This window comes from Candidatus Mycalebacterium zealandia, assembly GCA_014075295.1.
GTDB lineage: Bacteria > Desulfobacterota_D > UBA1144 > Nemesobacterales > Mycalebacteriaceae > Mycalebacterium > Mycalebacterium zealandia.
On the sequence record CP046180.1, the window covers coordinates 265,829 to 283,837 of the forward strand.

An 18,009-nucleotide genomic window follows, 5' to 3' on the forward strand; every position below is an offset into this window, starting at 1 on the left:
AGCGGTTTTTTGACAATTCCCGCCAATCGTAATACTTTTTTCGCCGGAGGGGTGAGATGTCCGTAAATGCCGGCGTTCCTACAAGTGAGGATTCCGAAAGAGCCGTTCTCGGCGCAATTATGCTTGAAAACTCGTGCATAAACGAGGTTCTTGAAATCGTAACCCCCGAAGATTTCTACACAAAGTCCAACAAAAAAATCCTTGAAATGATGATTGAACTGGACAAAGAGGGCAAGCCCCTTGATGTTCTGACCGTTTCGGAACACCTGAAATCTTCAAACGGGAATTTGAACGAAGTGGGAGGAAGCGCGTATCTGACCTTGCTCGCCGATGTGGTTCCCACCACTTCCAATGTCGCCTACTACGCGAAAAACGTAAAAGACACCTCTTTGCTCCGTCAGATTATCAAAACGGGCGGCGAAATTGTGCGGCGCGGCGGCAACGGTGTAACCCCGGACGAACTTCTTGACATCGCCGAGAGTGAAATAATGCGCATTGCCGAAAACAGGGTGAAAGCCGCTTTCACTCCTCCGCACGAACTTGCCGCACAAACAATGAAGCACGTTGAAGAAGCGCAGAAAAAGAAGGCCGTTATTACGGGTCTGTCAACCGGATTTAAGAAAATAGACGAACTGACTTCGGGGCTGCAACCTGCGGATTTGATTGTGGTCGCGGCGCGCCCAAGTCTTGGAAAAACCTCTTTGTGCCTCAACATAGCCGAAAATGCGGGAGTTCACCTCGGCAAAAAAATTGCCGTGTTTTCGCTCGAAATGACAGAAACCCAGCTTGTGCTCAGAATAATTTCAATGATGTCTCAAGTCAGTTTTTCGGACTTGCGGGGCGGACACATTAAAAAATCCGACGACGACATGATCACCAACGCGTTTACCAGATTCGGGCAATCGGGAATTTTCATAGACGACACCGCCGGGCAAACGGCTCTTGAAATCAGAGCCAAATGCAGACGGCTCAAAAAAGACAAGGGGCTTGACCTTGTCGTTGTTGACTATCTGCAACTTATGCGCGGAGACGGCAGGGCGGAAAGCCGGGAAAGGGAAATTGCACAGATTTCGTCCTCGCTAAAAGCGCTCGCCAAGGAACTCAATGTGCCCGTAATCGCGGTTTCGCAGTTAAGCCGTCAGACCGAAGCCCGCTCCGACCACCGTCCGCAACTCTCAGATTTGCGCGAAAGCGGCGCGATAGAGCAGGACGCCGATGTGGTCATATTCATAAACCGCCCTGATTTCTATGAAAGTAATGAAGACAAGAAAACCGGCGAGGCGGAAATCATAATCGGAAAACAGAGAAACGGGCCCCTCGGCACCGCCAGGCTGACGTTTCTTGAAGGGAAAGGCGTTCCGGGATTTGCCGAACCCTCTTACGACAACTACGAATATTACGAATAAGCCCGCGCTCACACAAGCAAGGGTTTTATCTTTCTGTCCTCGGCGGTTTCCCTTTCGTGGAGTTCACCGTCTTTCTGCCACTGACAGAACTTGTCAAAGATTTTTTTCAACCGGTTGCCAACCGAGTCCCATTCCGGGTTCCAGTCGTGATTTTTCTCCCATCCTTCAAAGAAAGTTTCAAGGAAGAACTGCCGCTTCCTGCGCAGTCCTTTTTCCGCCGTCCAACCCGTGCGTGCGACCGCGTAGCCGCATGCAAAACCCATTGCTATTGTGCCGGTCAAGCCCAGCGCTTCGGCGGCTTTTGCCGCAAGTTCAATGTGGCAGTAAAGAGCCTGCGGAGTACGGTAGCCGCGCTCGGGCATAAGTTCGTCCATCTCAATCAGGTTTTTCACGAAATACATCGGGTAGTAAGTGGGGCTGTTTACGTCAACGGATTTTGTCGCGCACGAAAGCGGGCTTTTAATTATCACATCCTCGTCTATCACGCCTATCATGAATTCGTTCCGGTCAAAATCTCCCGTCTCACCGCACATTCGGAGACTTGAACCGATTTTGCCCCACTCCCTGCGGGCGATTTTCATGGCGGCTTCCACGCGCTCCTTCCCGGCGCCGTCCACCAGAGCGTCAAGGTCTGTTTGAGCGCTCATGCTTTCCCCGGCGGTCCGGCGAGAACAATCCCGATGTCCATAACGTTTGTTCCCGTGGGTCCCGTTTTGATTAAGTCTCCGAGAGAGTCAAAAAATGTGTAGGAGTCATTCGCCATAAGGTAATCGCGTGCGCTGATTCCCCGTTTTCTGGCGAGCAGACGCGAAGAGCCGTCGCATATCGCGCCCGCAGCGTCAGTAGGTCCGTCAATTCCGTCTGTTCCGGCGAAAAGCCCCACTATATTCTCATGTCCGATAATCTCCATGCAGAACGACAGCGCGGTTTCGGTGTTTCTGCCGCCTTTGCCTTTCTGCCTCACATTCACGGTTGTTTCACCGCCGAAGATTACGCAAGCTGGCATTTTGACGGGCTTGCCGAAACGCTCAATGTCAAGCGCGACCGCCGCCACGCATTTGGCAACCTCTTTCGCTTCGCCCTTCACCTGAGACGACAGCCCGATTGTTGAGTAGCCGAGTTCACGCGCTCTTTTCTCCGCCGCTCTCACGCATTTGGCGTTGTTTCCCACAATAACCGTGCGAACGCGCGCGGTTTTGGGAATGCTTTCCCGCGCTGATTTTTCGTCTTTAAGACCGCGTTCAAGATGAACCACAACCTTAGGCGGAATCTGATGCTCAACGCCCAGCGCTTCAACAACACGCCACGCCTCCTTGAAGGTGGTGGTGTCCTCAACGGTGGGACCGGACGATATCATCTCAAGGTTGTCTCCCGCGACATCAGAAAGAATAAGCGTCAAAACCTCGGATGGAAGCGCCTGTTTCAAAAGCCCTCCGCCTTTTATGCTGGACAGTTTTTTTCTTACGGTGTTGAGCCCGTATGTGTCCACGCCGGAAATCAGCAGTTGCTCGGTAACCTTCTGCTTGTCTTCAAGCGACAGCCCTTCGCGCGGCATCGCCAGCATTGAACTGCCGCCGCCCGATATGAGGAAAAGCACCAAATCTTTTTCTCCGGTTTTTTCAAGCAAAGTCATTATTTCGCGTGCGGCACGGAAACTTTTTTCATCGGGAACGGGATGGCTTGAAAGCGTAAACTTCAAGCGTGAGAACTTTTCGCGCGGCACGGAGTTTGAAACAACAATTCCGTCCGTGATGCGGTCGCCGAGAAGTTTTTCCGCCGCCGCCGCCATCGCCGCCGCGGCTTTGCCGAACGAAACCACAAAGATTTTGCCATATGACGAAAGGTCGTAGATTTTTCCGTCCACTTTGAGAGAGTTTCCTTTGATCGACACATGCTCAAGCACGCACCGTTCGGGATTGACCGCCTCAATTGCGGCGTCCAGAATCTTCATCGCGTCTTTTCTGAGGGTTTTGTTTGACATTGTTTGAGCCTATTTGCTTCTCAAGTCGTCCAGAATTTTGTCAACCGATTCGTGTGTCAGATTTTCATGCAGAGTATTGTCAACAAGCATCACCGGAGCCGAGCCGCAAGCCGCGAGGCATTCTGCCTCCATAACGGTTATTTTGCCATCCTGTGTGGTTTCACCCGATGAAATTCCGAGTTTTTCGTAGATGTAACTCTCCACTTCCTCCGCTCCTTTAAGAGCGCATGAGAGCGTTCTGCACACCCAGACGATGTGCTTGCCTATCGGTTTTGTGAAAAACATTGTGTAAAAGGTGGCAACATTCTGGACGCTTGAAGGTGTGATGTCCAGAATTTCCGCGACTTCAACCATTGACTCTTCGCTGAGCCAGCCGAGCCGTTTCTGAACCGCCCACAAAGCCGGAATAAGCCCCGAACGCGGTGTTTCCGCTTTCTCCGCGATTTGCTCTATTTCTGCTCTTGTCTCACCGGGAAGGGGCATTGCAGTCCGCTCTTTTCAAGCGGTAAAACTATACGATTGGAATGGGCGGTCAAGATTGAGGATGTTGACACCGAAACATTTGATTTGTCGGTCAGAAATCCTTTCGCCTCGGAAGCCGCCCCGTTGCTTTCTCCGAAAGCAATATACAAAGAAATGAAAAAGATTGACTCTGAAACCGCCAAACTGATGGAGGATGTCAAAAAAATCGTAAGTTGAGATTTGTTGCCTAATTGACTATAAGCCCCACCCGTTGTATAAAGTTGCGTCTCAGTATATGACTTCTAGGAGCAAGACCACCTGAGTGGAGGTCTTTCAGATGCCTGAAATCCCATTTAAAATTAAGTTGAGTAGTGTCTCGGTTGTGATACTTGCGAAAGACCACAACCCCACCATAGTGAATCCTGATTTTTTGAAAAATCATGACATAGTGGGCAGTGATTGGGAGATAGCTGATAACCAACCTAGTTTGACCACGCCCGTCAATTCCATTGTCTCTTTCAAAAACGGCGTTCAGTGGGATGTTAACCCTGAGAGATGTACAATTAAAGAAAGGGTTGAAGGTGATTTCAAAGATTCTTATTTGATTCAGAATTGCACCAAAAAATTTGTTGAGGTTCTTCTTCATGTTCCTTATCATGCAATAGGAATCAATTGGCACATCTTTTTTGAATTCAAAAACCAAGAGGTTGTTTTCACTTGGTTTAAAAGGCGTTTTTTGAAAGAGGGTAAATGGCAAAATAAAATCTTCCCAAGAAATTTAGGATTTCAAGTTGGTTCTGATTGCACCTTTTTTCTTGACACTAAGAATTTGCCTGTTGGCAGGATTAGTGTGGGTTGCAATTTCCATACGGATATTAAAAACGCGGAAAATAAAGTGAAATCAATCCGTTCAGTTCTTGGCAAAATTAAGAAAAATCAGGCAACTTTAAAAAAACACTTGGATAGTTACTTCATTGGAGATTTGAAATGAGTACCTCCCCGGCATCAATTCAGGAAGAAGCGATATTGAATAGGGCCTGTATGAATCTGAGGCATATTGAAAAAAAAGACTCTAGGGGACACCTTTCCACAGCAGATTCCCCAAGTGGTTCTTTCGTTCCGAGTATTGCAAGTGAACCTGAAAATACGGCTGGAGTTGGGGAGTCAGAAGGCAAGAATGTGTATACATCCGAAAGCGTAGAAACATTTGATGAAACGTACAAAGCCATTTTACAAAGATTTGCCACCGAGTCGGAAATCGGAATAATTGTTCAAGCCCTAAATTCGCTTGGTTATTCAAAAAATGCAGAAAGATTGCTTTTTTTGCATAATTACGATGTTTCCGAAGAAGAAGACCAAAAACCTCTTTCTTTAAAATCCGCACAAGGATTTTTATCTTTTATTGCTGGTTTTCAATATTTGGGAGAACCCGGTCTCGGTCTTTTTTCTGAAGGCACTTTGTCTGTCGGGTGGAGGATTGCTGACAACAAACATCTTTTGGTGGAACCTTTGAATGATGGCAATTTTTCTTATGCTTTAATTGGTCCTTCAGTAATTCCGAGCAATAAGTCGCGACACAACGGCAGAGGAACGAAGGACGATGTCATCATTGCACTGCGGGGTCTAGATGTTCACAAATGGAGAAAATAATTGCCTGAAATTCCCGACGCCAACCATGTTCTTAGGTATTGCAGACCCTCGAAGGTTGATAATGGTGTGCCACAAGAGTCTGCATTTGAATTTCGTCCACGAGAAAATTATCTCTCTGTAAATTGGATGGAGCACAATCCTAAAATCACTTCACCAGACAAACAAATAGAAGCGATTAGGCAGTTCATAATCAAGAAGAACAGTTTGACCCTTAGCGGGAACGGTAGATTTGCACGGGCTAATGTAGGCAAAGTAAAGAATTTAATTGAAGGCTCGAATGTTGTCAGCAAGTCTCAACGCATTGACCCTTCTTACGCTGGAATTGTTGTTTCCAGAGACGAGGATAGGCACAAAACTCTTGAATTGGCAAACATAATCAAAACCAAAGACATTTTCCCCGCAGTTGATTAACATTTTCCTCAAATACTTTCCCACAACCCTCCAATGACTACAAATAAAAACTGGCAAATGGTGGAGTTGGGGGAGGTAGCAAAAATTGTAAATGGCGGCGCCTAAAACATCAGTCAAAGAATACTGGGAAGGTGATGTAAAATGGATTACCTCAAAAGACTTGGGGCGATTACAAAATGATTATATTGATAGTACCGATAGAATGATAAGTTCTCTCGGTTTGGAAAATCATCAGCGAAAATTGTTCCCGCAAATTCGGTGATTTTATCCACTCGCGCACTCACTCTTTAGCCATAAATAGAGTTGAGATGGCGTTTAATCAGGGTTGCAAAGGTTTAGAGCCTTTAAAAAAATTGACAGTAAATACCTCTATTCCACCAATCTTGACCGCCTTCTTCAAACCCGTGAGGTTCTGGAGTTTTATTTTCGGGGTAATAGGCAAACTTAAAGACAGGCGGGAACTTTTAATTGATGAGGTGCAAAAGGGAGTTGCGGCAATAAAGCTCAGCGAGGATGAAATTCAATGTTCTTATGGCGGTTGTTGACAGTGAGGAAGGTCGTTAAATCATAAAATCGGGACAGTTTGGCAAACTTGCAGACAACCCAGCGCTTTCAAGTGAGCAATGGCTCGAAATTGACCGAAAAACCCGCAAGGTGATTATTGAATATGTGAGCTACTACGTGACTCTGAAAATCTTTCAGAAAACTCCGGCGGAAAGTTCCTAATTCACAACTTGAAACTGTGGATAGACGAAACTGCCTTTCATCCAGACCGCCCATGTGGGGTCGGCTATGGGTTTGAGTTTGTTCAAAGGATGACCTTCGGGCGCAGTGATTTTGATTTTCGGATTTGTTATCGCCTTTATTGAGCCGAGGTAGGGAATAGGATATTTGACAACTTTGCCGTCTTTCATTCCAAAGTAGTTCAGATGCCCGCCTTCGGGGTTTTCAAGCCGTTTGCCCGTAACTTTGGCTTCGGCTTTGATAAATGCTTTGCCGCCGACTTTGAGGCTTGTTTTGAGTTTTCCTTTTCTCACACGCGTCCGCGTCATTCCCTCTTCGGCTGGAATTCCCGCGCTTTGCGCAAACTTTCTCATCTTTTCCGAACTGTTGAAGTAATAAACGAAGTATCTGCCGGGATAGCCCGCGTTTCTGTCCATAACATAGGAATCGTGCCCTTTGAGTTCAACCGTCAGATAGGTGAGCGTGTAGGCGCCGAAGCCGGAAGTTTGTGAATCTTTCGGAACGGTGTACATGTTGATAACCACGTGCCCGTTCGGGTGCGGTTCAAGCCCTTCGGGAAGAAGAGACTTCAGCATTTCGGGGTCCGACTTGTATGCCGCGATGAACATCCATGCGTTTGTTACGAGTTGCGGCCCGGGCAGAGGGTCCGGTGTTTTTGCCGCATGAGCGGGAAAAACGCAAAGCAAAATAACAAGCGCGAATACGGCAATCTGTTTTCTCATAACAAAATTTTACACGCTGTCGGCAGTTTACGCAATACTCGCCGTTTGAATTGACCAACCCGCTGGGCTATGCTTTGCGCAGTGGCAAAAAAACGCATAACACGGGTTTACACAAAGACCGGAGATGCGGGCGAAACCGCGCTTATAGGCGGTGGCAGAGCGCGCAAGGATTCGGCGCGGGTTATTGCCTATGGCGATGTTGACGAGTTGAACTCGTCTCTCGGAGCCGCGCGCGCTTTTTGCGAAAACCCCGAAATCCTCGCGATTATCTCCGAAATTCAGAACGACCTTTTCATTCTCGGCTCCGACCTCGCCAGCCCGCCCGATGTTGACGCGCCCAGAACCGGAAAAGCGCGCGCCGAAAAACTTGAAAAATGGATAGACCGCTTTCTTGAAGACATGGAATCTCTCAAAGAGTTTATTCTTCCGGCGGGCGGGTCCGCGGGGGCGCTTCTTCATATTTCGCGCTCGGTGTGCCGAAGGGCGGAGAGAAGCGCGGTTACCCTTCTGAAAAAAGAAAAAACCGGTTCCGATGCGGTTGTTTATCTGAACCGCCTGTCCGACCTGCTTTTTGTTCTCGCCCGTGCGGCGAACCAAAATGACGGATTTAACGAGGTTTCGGTTGATTTTGGTAAAAAACCTTGAGCGAGCGGAAACTGGAAATTGTTCACCCTGAAATAGAACGTTATATGGGCTCGCTCGCGGAGTCCGCGCAGCCTGTTTGCGACACCGTGCTTGAAATGGAAGAACTGGCGCGGGAGCGCGATTTTCCAATTGTGGGTCGGCTGGCGGGCAGGTTTCTTTTTCAGCAGGCGCTTCTGCTCGGTGCGAAAAGGATTTTTGAAATGGGTTCGGGCTTTGGGTATTCGGCTTACTGGTTTGCCCGCGCGGCGGGCGGCGATGTTATCTGCACGGACACATCGCCCGAAAACGCCGAACTCGCGGGCGGTTTTATGAAAAAAGCGGGTTTTGAAAAAAAGGTTCGGTTTTTTACCGGAGACGCGATTGACATTCTCACAAACACCGGCGGCGAGTTTGATATAGTTTTCTGCGACATAGACAAAGAGGCGTATCCTTCCGCGTTTGCCGCCGCCCGGGGAAAGATTCGCAAAGGCGGGCTTTTTCTGGCGGACAACGCTTTCTGGGACGGCAAAGCCGCGCTGCCGGACGGTTCGCCCGCCGCGCAAGGAATAATAAAATTCAACAAAACGGCCGTGTCCGACCCGGATTTTCTCACCGTTCAGGTTCCTTTAAGGGACGGAATTTCGGTGAGTTTGAAACTGGTTTGACGGCTTCGCAGATATGGCGACAGGCACAACGGACAAAACGGCGGCGGAAAAACTGGCAAAGTTTTACCGGCGCGGCGCGAAAAGCATAGAGAAAAAGCATTTCTCCTTCGCTCCGCGCAACAGGATGTCCGCAGGAATTGAACTCGCCCGCGAAAGGACGGCGCTTGTTGATTCCTTCATAAAAAAAGCCGCCGCGGACTCAAAAGGCAAAATCCCCGAAGGGGTGTCGCTTGTGGCTCTGGGCGGTTACGGCAGGCGCGAGATGTGCCCGTTTTCAGATGTGGACATTCTCGTTCTGCACAAACCGGGCTTTGAAGACGCCGCCGCGCAAATCGGCGAGAAGGTTTTCTATCCGCTCTGGGATTTGAAGCTGGATTTGGGGCACGCTGTCAGAACGCTTGACGATTGCGTCGATTTGTGCTCGCGGGACTTTGTGTCTCTCACATCACATCTCGACAACCGCTACATCGCGGGCGACCGTGAACAGTGTGAGAATTTGGAGCGGATTTTGTCCGCCGAAATTGTGTCCTCGTGTTCGGCGCGTTTTATTGATGAAAAACTCGCCGAAGCGTTTGAACGCAGAAAAAAGTTCGGCAGTTCGGTGTGGATGCTTGAGCCCAACGTCAAAGAAGCCGAGGGCGCGCTGCGAGACCTCAACACGATTCTCTGGCTGGGGCAGGCGAAATACAAAATCAAAACATTTGACGATTTGCTCGCCGAGGGAATCCTGAGTGAAAAAGAGGCGCGGCTTACGAACAGGTGTATGAGTTTTCTTTTCCTCGTGCGCTCGCATCTTCACTACCTGACGGGACGGCGGCAGGACAAACTCACCTTTGATTTTCAGGACAGCGTGGCGCGGTTCTTCGGGCATGCGGACTCCTCATCAATGAAGGCGGTTGAGAAGTTTATGAGGATTTACTATCTGAGAGCGGGGTTTGTGAGCGAGCAGTTTCAGCGCATGGTTGATAAGGTTGCCGGAAAACCGGTGCGGTGCGGCGCGAGAATCCGGCACCTTGAAAACGGCTTCACAATCAGCGACGGGGTTTTGTCTGTTAAGGGAAAAAATGTTTTCAGAGAAACTCCCGTGAACCTCATAAGGGTGTTTGAATACGTGGACAGGCATGACGCGGAAATGAGTCCGTATCTGCGCGGGCTCATAAGGGAGCAATCGCCGCGCATTGACGAAAAAACCAGAAAAGACCCGGAGTTCAACCGCGTGTTCATCGGAATTCTCAAAAACGGTAAAAATGTTTACAAAACGCTGTCGTTGATGAACCGCTTGCGGTTTCTCGCCCATTACATACCGGAGTTCGGAAGAATCGTCTGCATGATGCAACACAACGCCTACCACCTTTACACGGTGGACATTCACTCGCTTTTCCTCGTGAAAGAGGTGGAAGAACTGTTCAAATACAAGAGAGAAGAAGAGTTTCCGCTTCTCACAAAAGCCGCCGAATCGGTCGTCAGCCGCGACATTCTCTATCTCGCGTGCCTTTTTCACGACATTGGCAAGGGCGTTTCAGGAACGCGCCATGAAATCGCGAGCAGGGATATGGTGCGCAAAATCAACCGCCGGATGGGGCTTTCGGGGCGCAACGCCGAAGTTCTTGAGTTCCTGGTTGAAAACCATCAGGTTATGTCCGATTTTTCGCAAAAGCAGGACACAAACGACATTGAACTCGTTTCAAAGTTTGCCCGCACGGTTGGAGACGAGGAGCGTCTCGCGCTTCTTTACGTGCTGACTTTCGCGGATTTGCGCTCGGTCGGCGATGTGTGGAATAACTGGAAGGGGATGCTTTTGAGGCGGTTGTTTTTTTCCGCTTCACGGATTTTTGAGAGCGGGCGGGTCGGTCAGTTGCGCTCATTTGACACGAGAAAAAAGATGGTCTGTTCGGAAATCGCCCGCGTTTCCGAAGGCATGATTTCAGAGAGAGAGGCGGCGCGCATTATCAAAACCATGCCCGAATCGTATCTGTTCAGCCATTCACCCCTTGATATGGAAAGGCATTTCCGCCTGATGAAATCGGGTCGGAGCGGGAGCATTGCCACTCAGGTTATTCACCACGAAAAAGAGGGCTTTGACGAGTTCACTTTCTGGGGGAAAGACCGCAAAAAACTTTTCCGCACTCTTTGCGGGGCGATGAGCGCGAACGGATTGGACATAATGAGCGTGAGGGCGGAGTGCTCTTCAAACGGCAATGTTCTGGATATTCTGTATGTGAGCAAACTCGGCAAGTCCGCGTCTGATGACCCGGGGTTGTGGAAGAAACTCAACGATGACATAAAAAACGCGCTTTCGGAAAAACTGGATTTGGAAGCGGTTTTGAAAAGGCGCGAAAAAAACTCCTCATACCGCAAAACCGTGCCGCAACAGCCGTCGCGCGTCTTTTTTGATAACATCTCATCAGACAGGGCAACCATTGTTGAGGTTGTCGCCAAAGACGAACCGGGCATTCTCTACAAAATCTCAAGCGTTATCTCAGACATGCATTTGTCAATAATCTACGCCAAGGTTTCAACGCGGGCGGAGCAGGTTTTTGACGTTTTCTATGTTACGCGGCGCGGTGGACGCAAAGTGGAAACCCCCGATATTCTTAAGAAACTCGAAAAGGCGCTTCTTAAAGTGATAAGCTCCAAACCTCAGAGCGTTGTGAAGTGAGCAAACAGGTTCTGGAAACTGATGTTCTTGTGATAGGCGGCGGCCTTGCAGGGCTTTACGCTGCTTTCTCCGCTGCTTCCTACGGCTCAAAGGTTGCGCTTGTTACCCGCACAACCCTCAAAGAAAGCAACTCATACTGGGCGCAGGGCGGAATAGCCGCCGCTGTTGACGTTGGGGACTCAACCGTTCTTCACGCGGACGACACGCTCAAAGCGGGCTGCGGTTTGTGCTCTCCGGAGGCGGTTGAGATTCTTGTCCGCGAGGGCAGGGAGCGGGTGATTGAGATGGCGGAGTTCGGAATGGAGTTTGATTCGGACCGTGACGGCTTTGATTTGGGGCTTGAAGGCGGGCATTCAAAGCGGCGCGTTTTGCATGCGGGCGGTGCGGCAACCGGCAGAAAAATGGTGGAGTTTCTCATTTCGTCCGTTAAAAAGGAAAGCGGCGTCGCGCTTTTCGAGGGAACCGAGGTTGAGGGCTTGATCTCTTCGGGAGACAGTTGTTTCGGCGCATGGACTGTCGGTCCGGACCGTGAGCCCGGCGCGGTGCTGGCTCGCTCAACGATTCTCGCCACGGGCGGAGCCGCCGCGCTTTTCGGCAGAACAACAAACCCGCAAGCCGCCAAAGGCGAGGTAATACGTATGGCTTACGAGGCGGGCGCGGAGATAATGGACATGGAGTTTGTGCAGTTTCACCCGACCGCGTTTTATTCCGGAAGCGGACAATGTTTTCTCATATCCGAAGCGCTCAGGGGTGAGGGCGCGCGCCTTGTTGATGAAAACGGCGAAGGGTTTATGGCGGGATGCCACCGGCTCGGCGACCTCGCGCCCAGAGACGCGGTTTCAAAGGCGATACATTTGCAGATGAGCGAATCGGGAAAGGATTTTGTCTGTCTTGACCTTGCGGACGTGAAACCCGAAGTTATAAAAAACCGGTTTGGCGACATATACCGCAGATGCCTTGAAAACGGCGTTGACTGTATTTCGGAGCCAATTCCGGTCGCGCCCGCCGCACACTACACAATTGGCGGAGTGAAAAGCGGACTCGGCGGCGAAACAAGTTTGAAAGGACTTTACTGTTGCGGCGAAACCGCCTGCGCGGGTGTTCACGGCGCGAACCGCCTTGCGAGCAACTCCCTGCTTGAATGTCTTGTTTTTTCAAAACGCGCGGCGCACGGCGCGGCGGAAAACACAGCACCTGTCACGCGAGACCTTCCCCCGCGTCCGGTTTTGCGTTCGGGCGGGGAAAACGCCGAAAGGTATCCCGAACTCATACGGACGATTGTGTCAAAAGCCGATTCCCTTCTCGGCATAGTCAGAGAGGCGGGTGAGATGAAAAGTTTTATCGCAGACCTTGAAACTGCGCTCGGCGAGGCGGAGGATATTGCGGGATGGAGGGGAGACCGGATTGCCGCGATGGCGACCGCCTGCCTTATGATGGCGCGCGCGGCTCTTCTGAGAGAGGAAACCAGAGGGGTTCACATAAGACGCGACTTTCCCGAAACCGACCCGGAATTTTGCAAACACAGCGTTTTCGGCAAGAATTCGGGCGGGCTGAAACCCCGGTTGGAGGAACTTTGAAGAACGAAAGAAAACCGCCCGTTCTTGATTTTGAAAAGGTTGACCGCCTCATAGAAGCCGCCGTTGAGGAGGATGTGAGAAGCGGAGACGTTACGACCGAGTTGCTTTTTGAAACCGATGTTCCATGCCGTGCGCTTGTGCGCGCCAAACAGCCCGGAATTCTTGCGGGTGTTGATGTGGCGCGCCTTGTTTTTGAAAAACTTGACAAAAACCTTGAATGGCAAACCTCTAAAACTGACGGAGATGTGCTTGCCGCCGGCTCTGAAATCGTCTCCATAGCTGGCTCGCAAAAACACATACTCACGGGCGAGCGGCTTGCGCTCAATGTTCTCCAACGCCTTAGCGGAATAGCAACCTTTGCGGCGCGTTTTGCCGAAGAGGTTAAAGGCACGGGCGCGTGCGTGGTGGATACGCGCAAAACCGCTCCGGGCTTGCGGGAACTTGAAAAATACGCCGTGCGGCTCGGCGGCTGCGGAAACCACAGGTTCGGTCTTTACGACGGCATTCTCATAAAAGACAACCACATAAAACTTGCGGGCGGCGTGAAAAAGGCGATAGAGAAGGTCAAAAGCGGTGTTGACGCGTCCGAGCACAACTACGCGCGTTTTCCCATTGAGGTTGAGGCGAAGGAACTGCATCAGGTTTCGGAAGCGGTTGAGGCGGGGGCGGATGTCGTTATGCTTGACAATATGAGCGTAGATTTGATGAAAGAGGCGGTAAGGATTGTGGACGGAAAAATACTCACTGAAGCGTCTGGCGGCGTTACGCTTGAAAATGTGAAGCGGGTTGCCTCAACCGGCGTTGACATAATCTCAGTCGGCGCGCTTACCCATTCAGCGCCCGCGCTGGACATTAGTCTTGATATGATTTGAGCGCCGCCACGCGCGGTTTTCCAAATGTGCTATAATTAAAAGTCCCTTTCAACGGGGGTTAAAAGTGTCTGACGAAAGGAAAGATATTGCCCGGCGGGTAGAAGAACTCAAAAAAGAGAAAAACGCCGTTATACTCGCTCATAACTACCAGATTGCCGAAGTTCAGGATATTGCCGACTATGTGGGCGATTCCCTCGGTCTGTCGCAAACCGCCGCAAGCACGAACGCGGAAATCATCGTTTTCTGCGGCGTTCACTTTATGGCGGAAACCGCGAGCATAATCTCGCCCGATAAAAAAGTGCTTATTCCCGATGAAAACGCGGGCTGTTCGCTTTCGGACACTATCACCGTTGAGCAACTCCAAGAGTGGAAAACCGAGCATCCCGGCGCGGTCGTGGTGTCTTATGTAAACACATCGGCGGCGGTCAAAAGCGAAAGCGATTACTGCGTTACATCGTCAAACGCTGTCAAGGTTGTGGAATCCATTCCGCCGGACAGAAAAATCCTGTTCCTGCCGGACATTTTTCTCGGTTCGTATGTTTCAAGGGTAACGGGCAGGGAAATGGAGATTTGGCCCGGCGAGTGCCATGTTCACGCGGGCATCAAGGTGAAAGACATAAAGCGCGTCAGGGACGAGCATCCCGCCGCCGAAGTGGTTATCCATCCCGAATGCGGATGCACAACGCACTATCTCTATGACAGCGTTTCGGGCGGAGAAGCCGCCGGAGATGTGAGGTTTCTCTCAACTTCGGGAATGACCGAGTATGCGCGTAACGGCGGAGACGAGTTCATAGTCGCCACGGAAACAGGAATGCTTCACCGCCTTCGCAAAGACAACCCCGGCAAAAAGTTTTTCCCCGCCAGCCCTGAAGCGGTTTGTGAATATATGAAAATGATAACGCTTGAAAAGGTCCTGCTCTCTCTCACCGATGAGATATACGAGGTGAAAGTGCCCGAAAATCTTGCCATCCGGGCGAAAAAACCCATAGACAGAATGCTCGGCGCCTCGGAGCGCTGACCCCCGCGAACCGCTTTATTCCGCCGTTTCCCGAGCGCCGACTTCCCTGTCAAGCATAAGAAGCGCGGCGGGGTTTGTTCCCGCAAGTTTCAGAGCGTCAAGGATATCGCTCGCGGTTTTTTCCTCTTCAACCTGTTCCGCTATGAACCATTCAAGCATAACGGCGCTTGTCTGATCCTTTTGAGCGATGGAAAGCGCGTGAAGCTTGTGGATCATGTCCGTTACGAGGCGCTCGTGTTTGAGAGACTGCTCAAACATCTGCTTAACCGAACCAAAGGACGATTTTGGTTTGTCTATCGCTTGCAACTCCGCGCGTCCGCCCCTGTCAAGAACAAAATCAAACAGTTTCATAGCATGCGCGTTTTCTTCTTCGCTCTGTTTTCTCATCCATTTTCCGAAACCGGTAAATCCGTTTGCTTCGCATTCCGCAGCCATTGCCAGATACACGTAAGATGAGTACAGCTCGGCGTTAATCTGCTTGTTTATGGCGTCTTGCATTTTCTTTCCAATAACCATCAATGCCCCTCCTTGTTAAAAAACTTCAAAAACTATAAGGGGAAAAATCGGCAACTTCAAAAGCCCGCGCGTGCGGCTTGAATCGGCAAAAAACCGCGACAACGCGAAAAAATAATTTCTGTTGCAGTGGTTGATATGTTTCCGCGCGTGATTATATAATCTTTAGGCAGTGGTTTAAAACAGATACGGGATGTCGCGCTTAAAGTGCGCAGGGAGACGTAAATTGGATAAAAACCTTAAAGAAATCCCCATGCTTCCGCTTAGGGATGTTGTTATGTTTCCTTACATGGTCGCACCTTTGTTTGTCGGCCGGTCGCGTTCAATCAAAGCCATCGAAGAGGTGGAGAACACCAATAAAGAGATTTTTCTCTGCACTCAGATTGACGCAAGCGAAAACGAGCCGAAAAAAGACGGCATTTACTCTACCGGCGTTATCGGCATAGTGGCGCAGATGCTCCGCCTGCCGGACGGCACGGTGAAAGTTCTCGTTGAGGGCAAAAAACGCGGACGCATAGAGGAGTATGTTGAAACTTCGGATTTCTACCGCGTCAGGGTTTCAGAGATACAGGAGACCTCGGAGCCCGAAAGCGCCGAGGCGGACGCGCTTAAACGCTCAGTTCTCAAAGCGTTTGAGGGATACATCAAACTGAATAGAAAAATCCCCGCCGAGGTGTTTTCAACGGTTTCCGCCATTGAAAATCCCGCCAGGCTGTCGGATACGGTCGCGTCGCACCTTAACCTCAAAATCAGCGACAAGCAGGACTTGCTTGAAACCGTAAGTCCCGAAGAGCGTCTGAAAAAACTGCACGAAAAGATGCAGGAAGAGGTGGAGATACTCGAAATAGAGAAGCGCATCGGCAAAAGGGTGAGCCGTCAGATGGAAAAATCCCAGCGCGAATACTATTTGACCGAGCAGATGAAAGCCATTCAGAAGGAACTTGGCGAAAAAGACGATATGAAGTCCGATGTTCAGGAGATTGAGGGCAAAATAAAAGACAAAGGGCTTCCAAAGAGTGTTGAGGAGCGCGTCCGCAAGGAGCTCAAAAAACTCAAAATGATGCCGCCAATGTCCGCCGAGGCAACAGTTGTGCGGAACTATGTGGACTGGATAATGGATTTGCCCTGGACAAAAGAGTCCACAAAAGACCGGCTTGACATAAAAGAGGCGAAAACCATCCTTGATGAAGACCATTACGGTCTGAAAGACCCCAAAGACCGCATACTTGAATACCTTGCTGTGCGTTCGCTCACGGAGAAACTGCGTGGTCCAATTCTGTGTTTCGTGGGGCCTCCGGGCGTGGGGAAAACCTCGCTCGCGAAGTCAATAGCTCGCTCAATGGGAAGAAAGTTTGTGCGCGTTTCGCTTGGTGGCGTCAGAGACGAATCTGAAATTCGCGGACACCGCAGAACATACATCGGCGCGCTTCCGGGAAAAATCATTCAGGGAATGAAAAAAGCGGGAACCAACAATCCGGTTTTCCTGCTTGACGAAATAGACAAACTCGGAATGGACTTCCGGGGCGACCCCGCGTCCGCTCTGCTTGAATGTCTTGACCCTGAGCAGAACGTGAACTTCAATGACCATTACATAGAGGCCGACTACGACCTGTCAAAGGTGCTGTTCATTGCAACCGCAAACATAATCCACACAATTCCGTGGGCGCTACAGGACAGAATGGAAATAATTCGCATTCCGGGCTACACGGAAGACGAAAAACTTCACATCGCCAAAAAGTTTTTGCTTGGCAAAAAGACTCAGGAGCACGGGCTTTCAGATGGCTATATGTCGGTCAATGATCCCGCTCTGCTTGAAATGATACGCCGCTACACAAAAGAGGCGGGAGTTAGGACTCTTGAGCGCGAAATCGCGAAACTGTGCAGAAAAGTGGCAAGAAAAGTTGCCGAAGACAAAGCGGGTTCGCATTCCAAAAAAACTGAGACCAAACGGCAGAAAATAAGAATAACTGTTAAAAACATCAACTCTTATCTCGGAGTGCCGAAATTCAAGCACGGAGAGATAGACAAAGACCACCAGATTGGAGCCGTAACCGGGCTTGCATGGACGGAAGTTGGCGGCGAACTGCTCACCATAGAGGTCGCCATAGTTCCGGGCAAAGGCAGTTTCACCGTTACGGGTGTCAAACCTGAAGGCGAAAACGTTATGAAGGAATCGGCTCGCGCGGCAATGAGTTATGTACGCTCACGCGGGGCGCAACTCGGTCTTGACAGGGATTTCTACCAGATGGTTGATATTCATATTCATGCCCCTGAAGGTGCGACTCCCAAAGACGGGCCATCCGCCGGAATTGCAATTGTTACGGCTATTGTGTCGGCGTTACTGAAAAAACCCATCAAGCGCGACATAGCGATGACGGGTGAAATCACACTTCGCGGGCAGGTGCTTCCAATCGGCGGGCTCAAGGAGAAAATCCTCGCTGCTCAACGCGGAAAAGTGAAAAAGGTAATTCTTCCGCTTGAAAACGAAAAAGACATGGAGGATGTTCCCGAAGAGGCTAAAAAAGGTGTTGAGATAAAATTTGTGGAGCACATGGACGATGTTCTCTCACAGGCGATAATCTCCGACTCCCCGATTTTGAAGCGTTTTGCCGTAACCCCGGCGGGCGAAATTATGCCCGGCACAAAAATAAACTGAAAATTATGCGGCAAAGTCCGCATAGTCTTGAAAGTTGAATGATTAGGTA

Annotated in this window: 18 protein-coding genes; 13 read left to right on the forward strand and 5 right to left on the reverse strand. The window is 50.2% G+C overall.

Annotated elements, in window-relative coordinates; all coding sequences use genetic code 11:
• The first annotated feature begins 56 nt into the window (after window positions 1–56).
• A complete protein-coding gene (gene dnaB / locus GKS04_01325) occupies window positions 57–1,406 on the forward strand; it encodes a replicative DNA helicase (protein ID QMU55831.1) in 1,350 nt (449 codons plus the stop codon).
• Between the two features lie 8 nt (window positions 1,407–1,414).
• Here the strand turns inward: dnaB and GKS04_01330 are convergent, their stop codons facing one another.
• Genes GKS04_01330 through nuoE form a run of 3 tightly spaced genes read right to left on the reverse strand, consistent with a single transcriptional unit; the run spans window position 1,415 to window position 3,870 of the window.
• Window positions 1,415–2,053: a hypothetical protein gene (locus GKS04_01330; protein ID QMU55832.1), complete on the reverse strand. Its 639-nt coding sequence runs from the start codon at window positions 2,051–2,053 to the stop codon at window positions 1,415–1,417.
• On the reverse strand, window positions 2,050–3,387 hold the full coding sequence (locus GKS04_01335) for a DUF4147 domain-containing protein (GenBank protein QMU55833.1): 1,338 nt from the start codon (window positions 3,385–3,387) through the stop codon (window positions 2,050–2,052). Before GKS04_01335 ends, GKS04_01330 begins: the two co-directional genes overlap by 4 nt.
• Window positions 3,388–3,396: 9 nt before the next feature.
• Entirely contained in the window at window positions 3,397–3,870 is a 474-nt protein-coding gene (gene nuoE, locus GKS04_01340; protein ID QMU55834.1) for an NADH-quinone oxidoreductase subunit NuoE, read from the reverse strand.
• 36 nt (window positions 3,871–3,906) lie between these two features.
• Here nuoE and GKS04_01345 point away from each other — a divergent pair, with 36 nt between their 5' ends.
• From GKS04_01345 to GKS04_01365, 5 genes are all read left to right on the forward strand, one after another.
• On the forward strand, window positions 3,907–4,086 hold the full coding sequence (locus GKS04_01345) for a hypothetical protein (protein QMU55835.1): 180 nt from the start codon (window positions 3,907–3,909) through the stop codon (window positions 4,084–4,086).
• A gap of 100 nt (window positions 4,087–4,186) precedes the next feature.
• A complete protein-coding gene (locus GKS04_01350; protein QMU55836.1) occupies window positions 4,187–4,840 on the forward strand; it encodes a hypothetical protein in 654 nt (217 codons plus the stop codon).
• Window positions 4,837–5,499, forward strand: coding sequence for a hypothetical protein (locus GKS04_01355; protein ID QMU55837.1), 663 nt, complete (start codon window positions 4,837–4,839; stop codon window positions 5,497–5,499). The genes GKS04_01350 and GKS04_01355 overlap by 4 nt, the downstream gene beginning before the upstream one ends.
• Window positions 5,500–5,910, forward strand: coding sequence for a hypothetical protein (locus GKS04_01360; protein QMU55838.1), 411 nt, complete (start codon window positions 5,500–5,502; stop codon window positions 5,908–5,910).
• A 308-nt stretch (window positions 5,911–6,218) separates the two neighbouring features.
• Window positions 6,219–6,455 carry a hypothetical protein gene (locus GKS04_01365; GenBank protein ID QMU55839.1) on the forward strand — a complete coding sequence of 79 codons (237 nt, stop codon included), beginning with the start codon at window positions 6,219–6,221 and terminating at the stop codon, window positions 6,453–6,455.
• A gap of 177 nt (window positions 6,456–6,632) precedes the next feature.
• Here GKS04_01365 and GKS04_01370 read toward each other — a convergent pair whose 3' ends face one another.
• The gene (locus tag GKS04_01370; protein QMU55840.1) at window positions 6,633–7,376 is read right to left on the reverse strand and encodes a hypothetical protein; all 744 of its coding nucleotides are present in this window, start codon (window positions 7,374–7,376) and stop codon (window positions 6,633–6,635) included.
• A gap of 69 nt (window positions 7,377–7,445) precedes the next feature.
• Here GKS04_01370 and GKS04_01375 point away from each other — a divergent pair, with 69 nt between their 5' ends.
• The 6 genes from GKS04_01375 (at window position 7,446) to nadA (ending at window position 14,791) form a co-directional block, all read left to right on the forward strand.
• Complete coding sequence (locus tag GKS04_01375; protein QMU55841.1) at window positions 7,446–8,021, forward strand: cob(I)yrinic acid a,c-diamide adenosyltransferase; 576 nt, start codon at window positions 7,446–7,448, stop codon at window positions 8,019–8,021.
• Window positions 8,018–8,665: a methyltransferase domain-containing protein gene (locus GKS04_01380; GenBank protein ID QMU55842.1), complete on the forward strand. Its 648-nt coding sequence runs from the start codon at window positions 8,018–8,020 to the stop codon at window positions 8,663–8,665. Before GKS04_01375 ends, GKS04_01380 begins: the two co-directional genes overlap by 4 nt.
• A gap of 13 nt (window positions 8,666–8,678) precedes the next feature.
• Window positions 8,679–11,324, forward strand: coding sequence for a [protein-PII] uridylyltransferase (glnD, locus tag GKS04_01385; GenBank protein QMU55843.1), 2,646 nt, complete (start codon window positions 8,679–8,681; stop codon window positions 11,322–11,324).
• Window positions 11,321–12,901 carry an L-aspartate oxidase gene (gene nadB, locus GKS04_01390; protein ID QMU55844.1) on the forward strand — a complete coding sequence of 527 codons (1,581 nt, stop codon included), beginning with the start codon at window positions 11,321–11,323 and terminating at the stop codon, window positions 12,899–12,901. The genes glnD and nadB overlap by 4 nt, the downstream gene beginning before the upstream one ends.
• A complete protein-coding gene (gene nadC, locus GKS04_01395; GenBank protein ID QMU55845.1) occupies window positions 12,898–13,773 on the forward strand; it encodes a carboxylating nicotinate-nucleotide diphosphorylase in 876 nt (291 codons plus the stop codon). The genes nadB and nadC overlap by 4 nt, the downstream gene beginning before the upstream one ends.
• An 85-nt stretch (window positions 13,774–13,858) precedes the next feature.
• Window positions 13,859–14,791 (forward strand): quinolinate synthase NadA, encoded by a 933-nt coding sequence (gene nadA / locus GKS04_01400; GenBank protein QMU56668.1) that lies wholly within the window; start codon window positions 13,859–13,861, stop codon window positions 14,789–14,791.
• A gap of 15 nt (window positions 14,792–14,806) precedes the next feature.
• On the opposite strand, the gene GKS04_01405 is transcribed toward nadA, so the two are convergent.
• The gene (locus GKS04_01405) at window positions 14,807–15,307 is read right to left on the reverse strand and encodes a ferritin (protein ID QMU55846.1); all 501 of its coding nucleotides are present in this window, start codon (window positions 15,305–15,307) and stop codon (window positions 14,807–14,809) included.
• A gap of 190 nt (window positions 15,308–15,497) precedes the next feature.
• Here GKS04_01405 and GKS04_01410 point away from each other — a divergent pair, with 190 nt between their 5' ends.
• Window positions 15,498–17,960 carry an endopeptidase La gene (locus GKS04_01410; protein ID QMU55847.1) on the forward strand — a complete coding sequence of 821 codons (2,463 nt, stop codon included), beginning with the start codon at window positions 15,498–15,500 and terminating at the stop codon, window positions 17,958–17,960.
• The last annotated feature ends 49 nt before the right edge of the window (window positions 17,961–18,009 follow it).

What these genes read in the sequence shown, in the direction of transcription:
- GKS04_01410 (QMU55847.1), top strand. Translation starts at nt 15,498, where the DNA reads ATGTCGCGCTTAAAGTGCGCAGGGAGACGTAAATTGGATAAAAACCTT.
- GKS04_01365 (QMU55839.1), top strand. Translation starts at nt 6,219, where the DNA reads ATGGCGTTTAATCAGGGTTGCAAAGGTTTAGAGCCTTTAAAAAAATTG.
- GKS04_01370 (QMU55840.1), bottom strand. Translation starts at nt 7,376, where the DNA reads ATGAGAAAACAGATTGCCGTATTCGCGCTTGTTATTTTGCTTTGCGTT.
- GKS04_01350 (QMU55836.1), top strand. Translation starts at nt 4,187, where the DNA reads ATGCCTGAAATCCCATTTAAAATTAAGTTGAGTAGTGTCTCGGTTGTG.
- GKS04_01405 (QMU55846.1), bottom strand. Translation starts at nt 15,307, where the DNA reads ATGGTTATTGGAAAGAAAATGCAAGACGCCATAAACAAGCAGATTAAC.
- GKS04_01330 (QMU55832.1), bottom strand. Translation starts at nt 2,053, where the DNA reads ATGAGCGCTCAAACAGACCTTGACGCTCTGGTGGACGGCGCCGGGAAG.
- glnD (QMU55843.1), top strand. Translation starts at nt 8,679, where the DNA reads ATGGCGACAGGCACAACGGACAAAACGGCGGCGGAAAAACTGGCAAAG.
- GKS04_01355 (QMU55837.1), top strand. Translation starts at nt 4,837, where the DNA reads ATGAGTACCTCCCCGGCATCAATTCAGGAAGAAGCGATATTGAATAGG.
- GKS04_01375 (QMU55841.1), top strand. Translation starts at nt 7,446, where the DNA reads ATGCTTTGCGCAGTGGCAAAAAAACGCATAACACGGGTTTACACAAAG.
- nuoE (QMU55834.1), bottom strand. Translation starts at nt 3,870, where the DNA reads ATGCCCCTTCCCGGTGAGACAAGAGCAGAAATAGAGCAAATCGCGGAG.
- dnaB (QMU55831.1), top strand. Translation starts at nt 57, where the DNA reads ATGTCCGTAAATGCCGGCGTTCCTACAAGTGAGGATTCCGAAAGAGCC.
- GKS04_01335 (QMU55833.1), bottom strand. Translation starts at nt 3,387, where the DNA reads ATGTCAAACAAAACCCTCAGAAAAGACGCGATGAAGATTCTGGACGCC.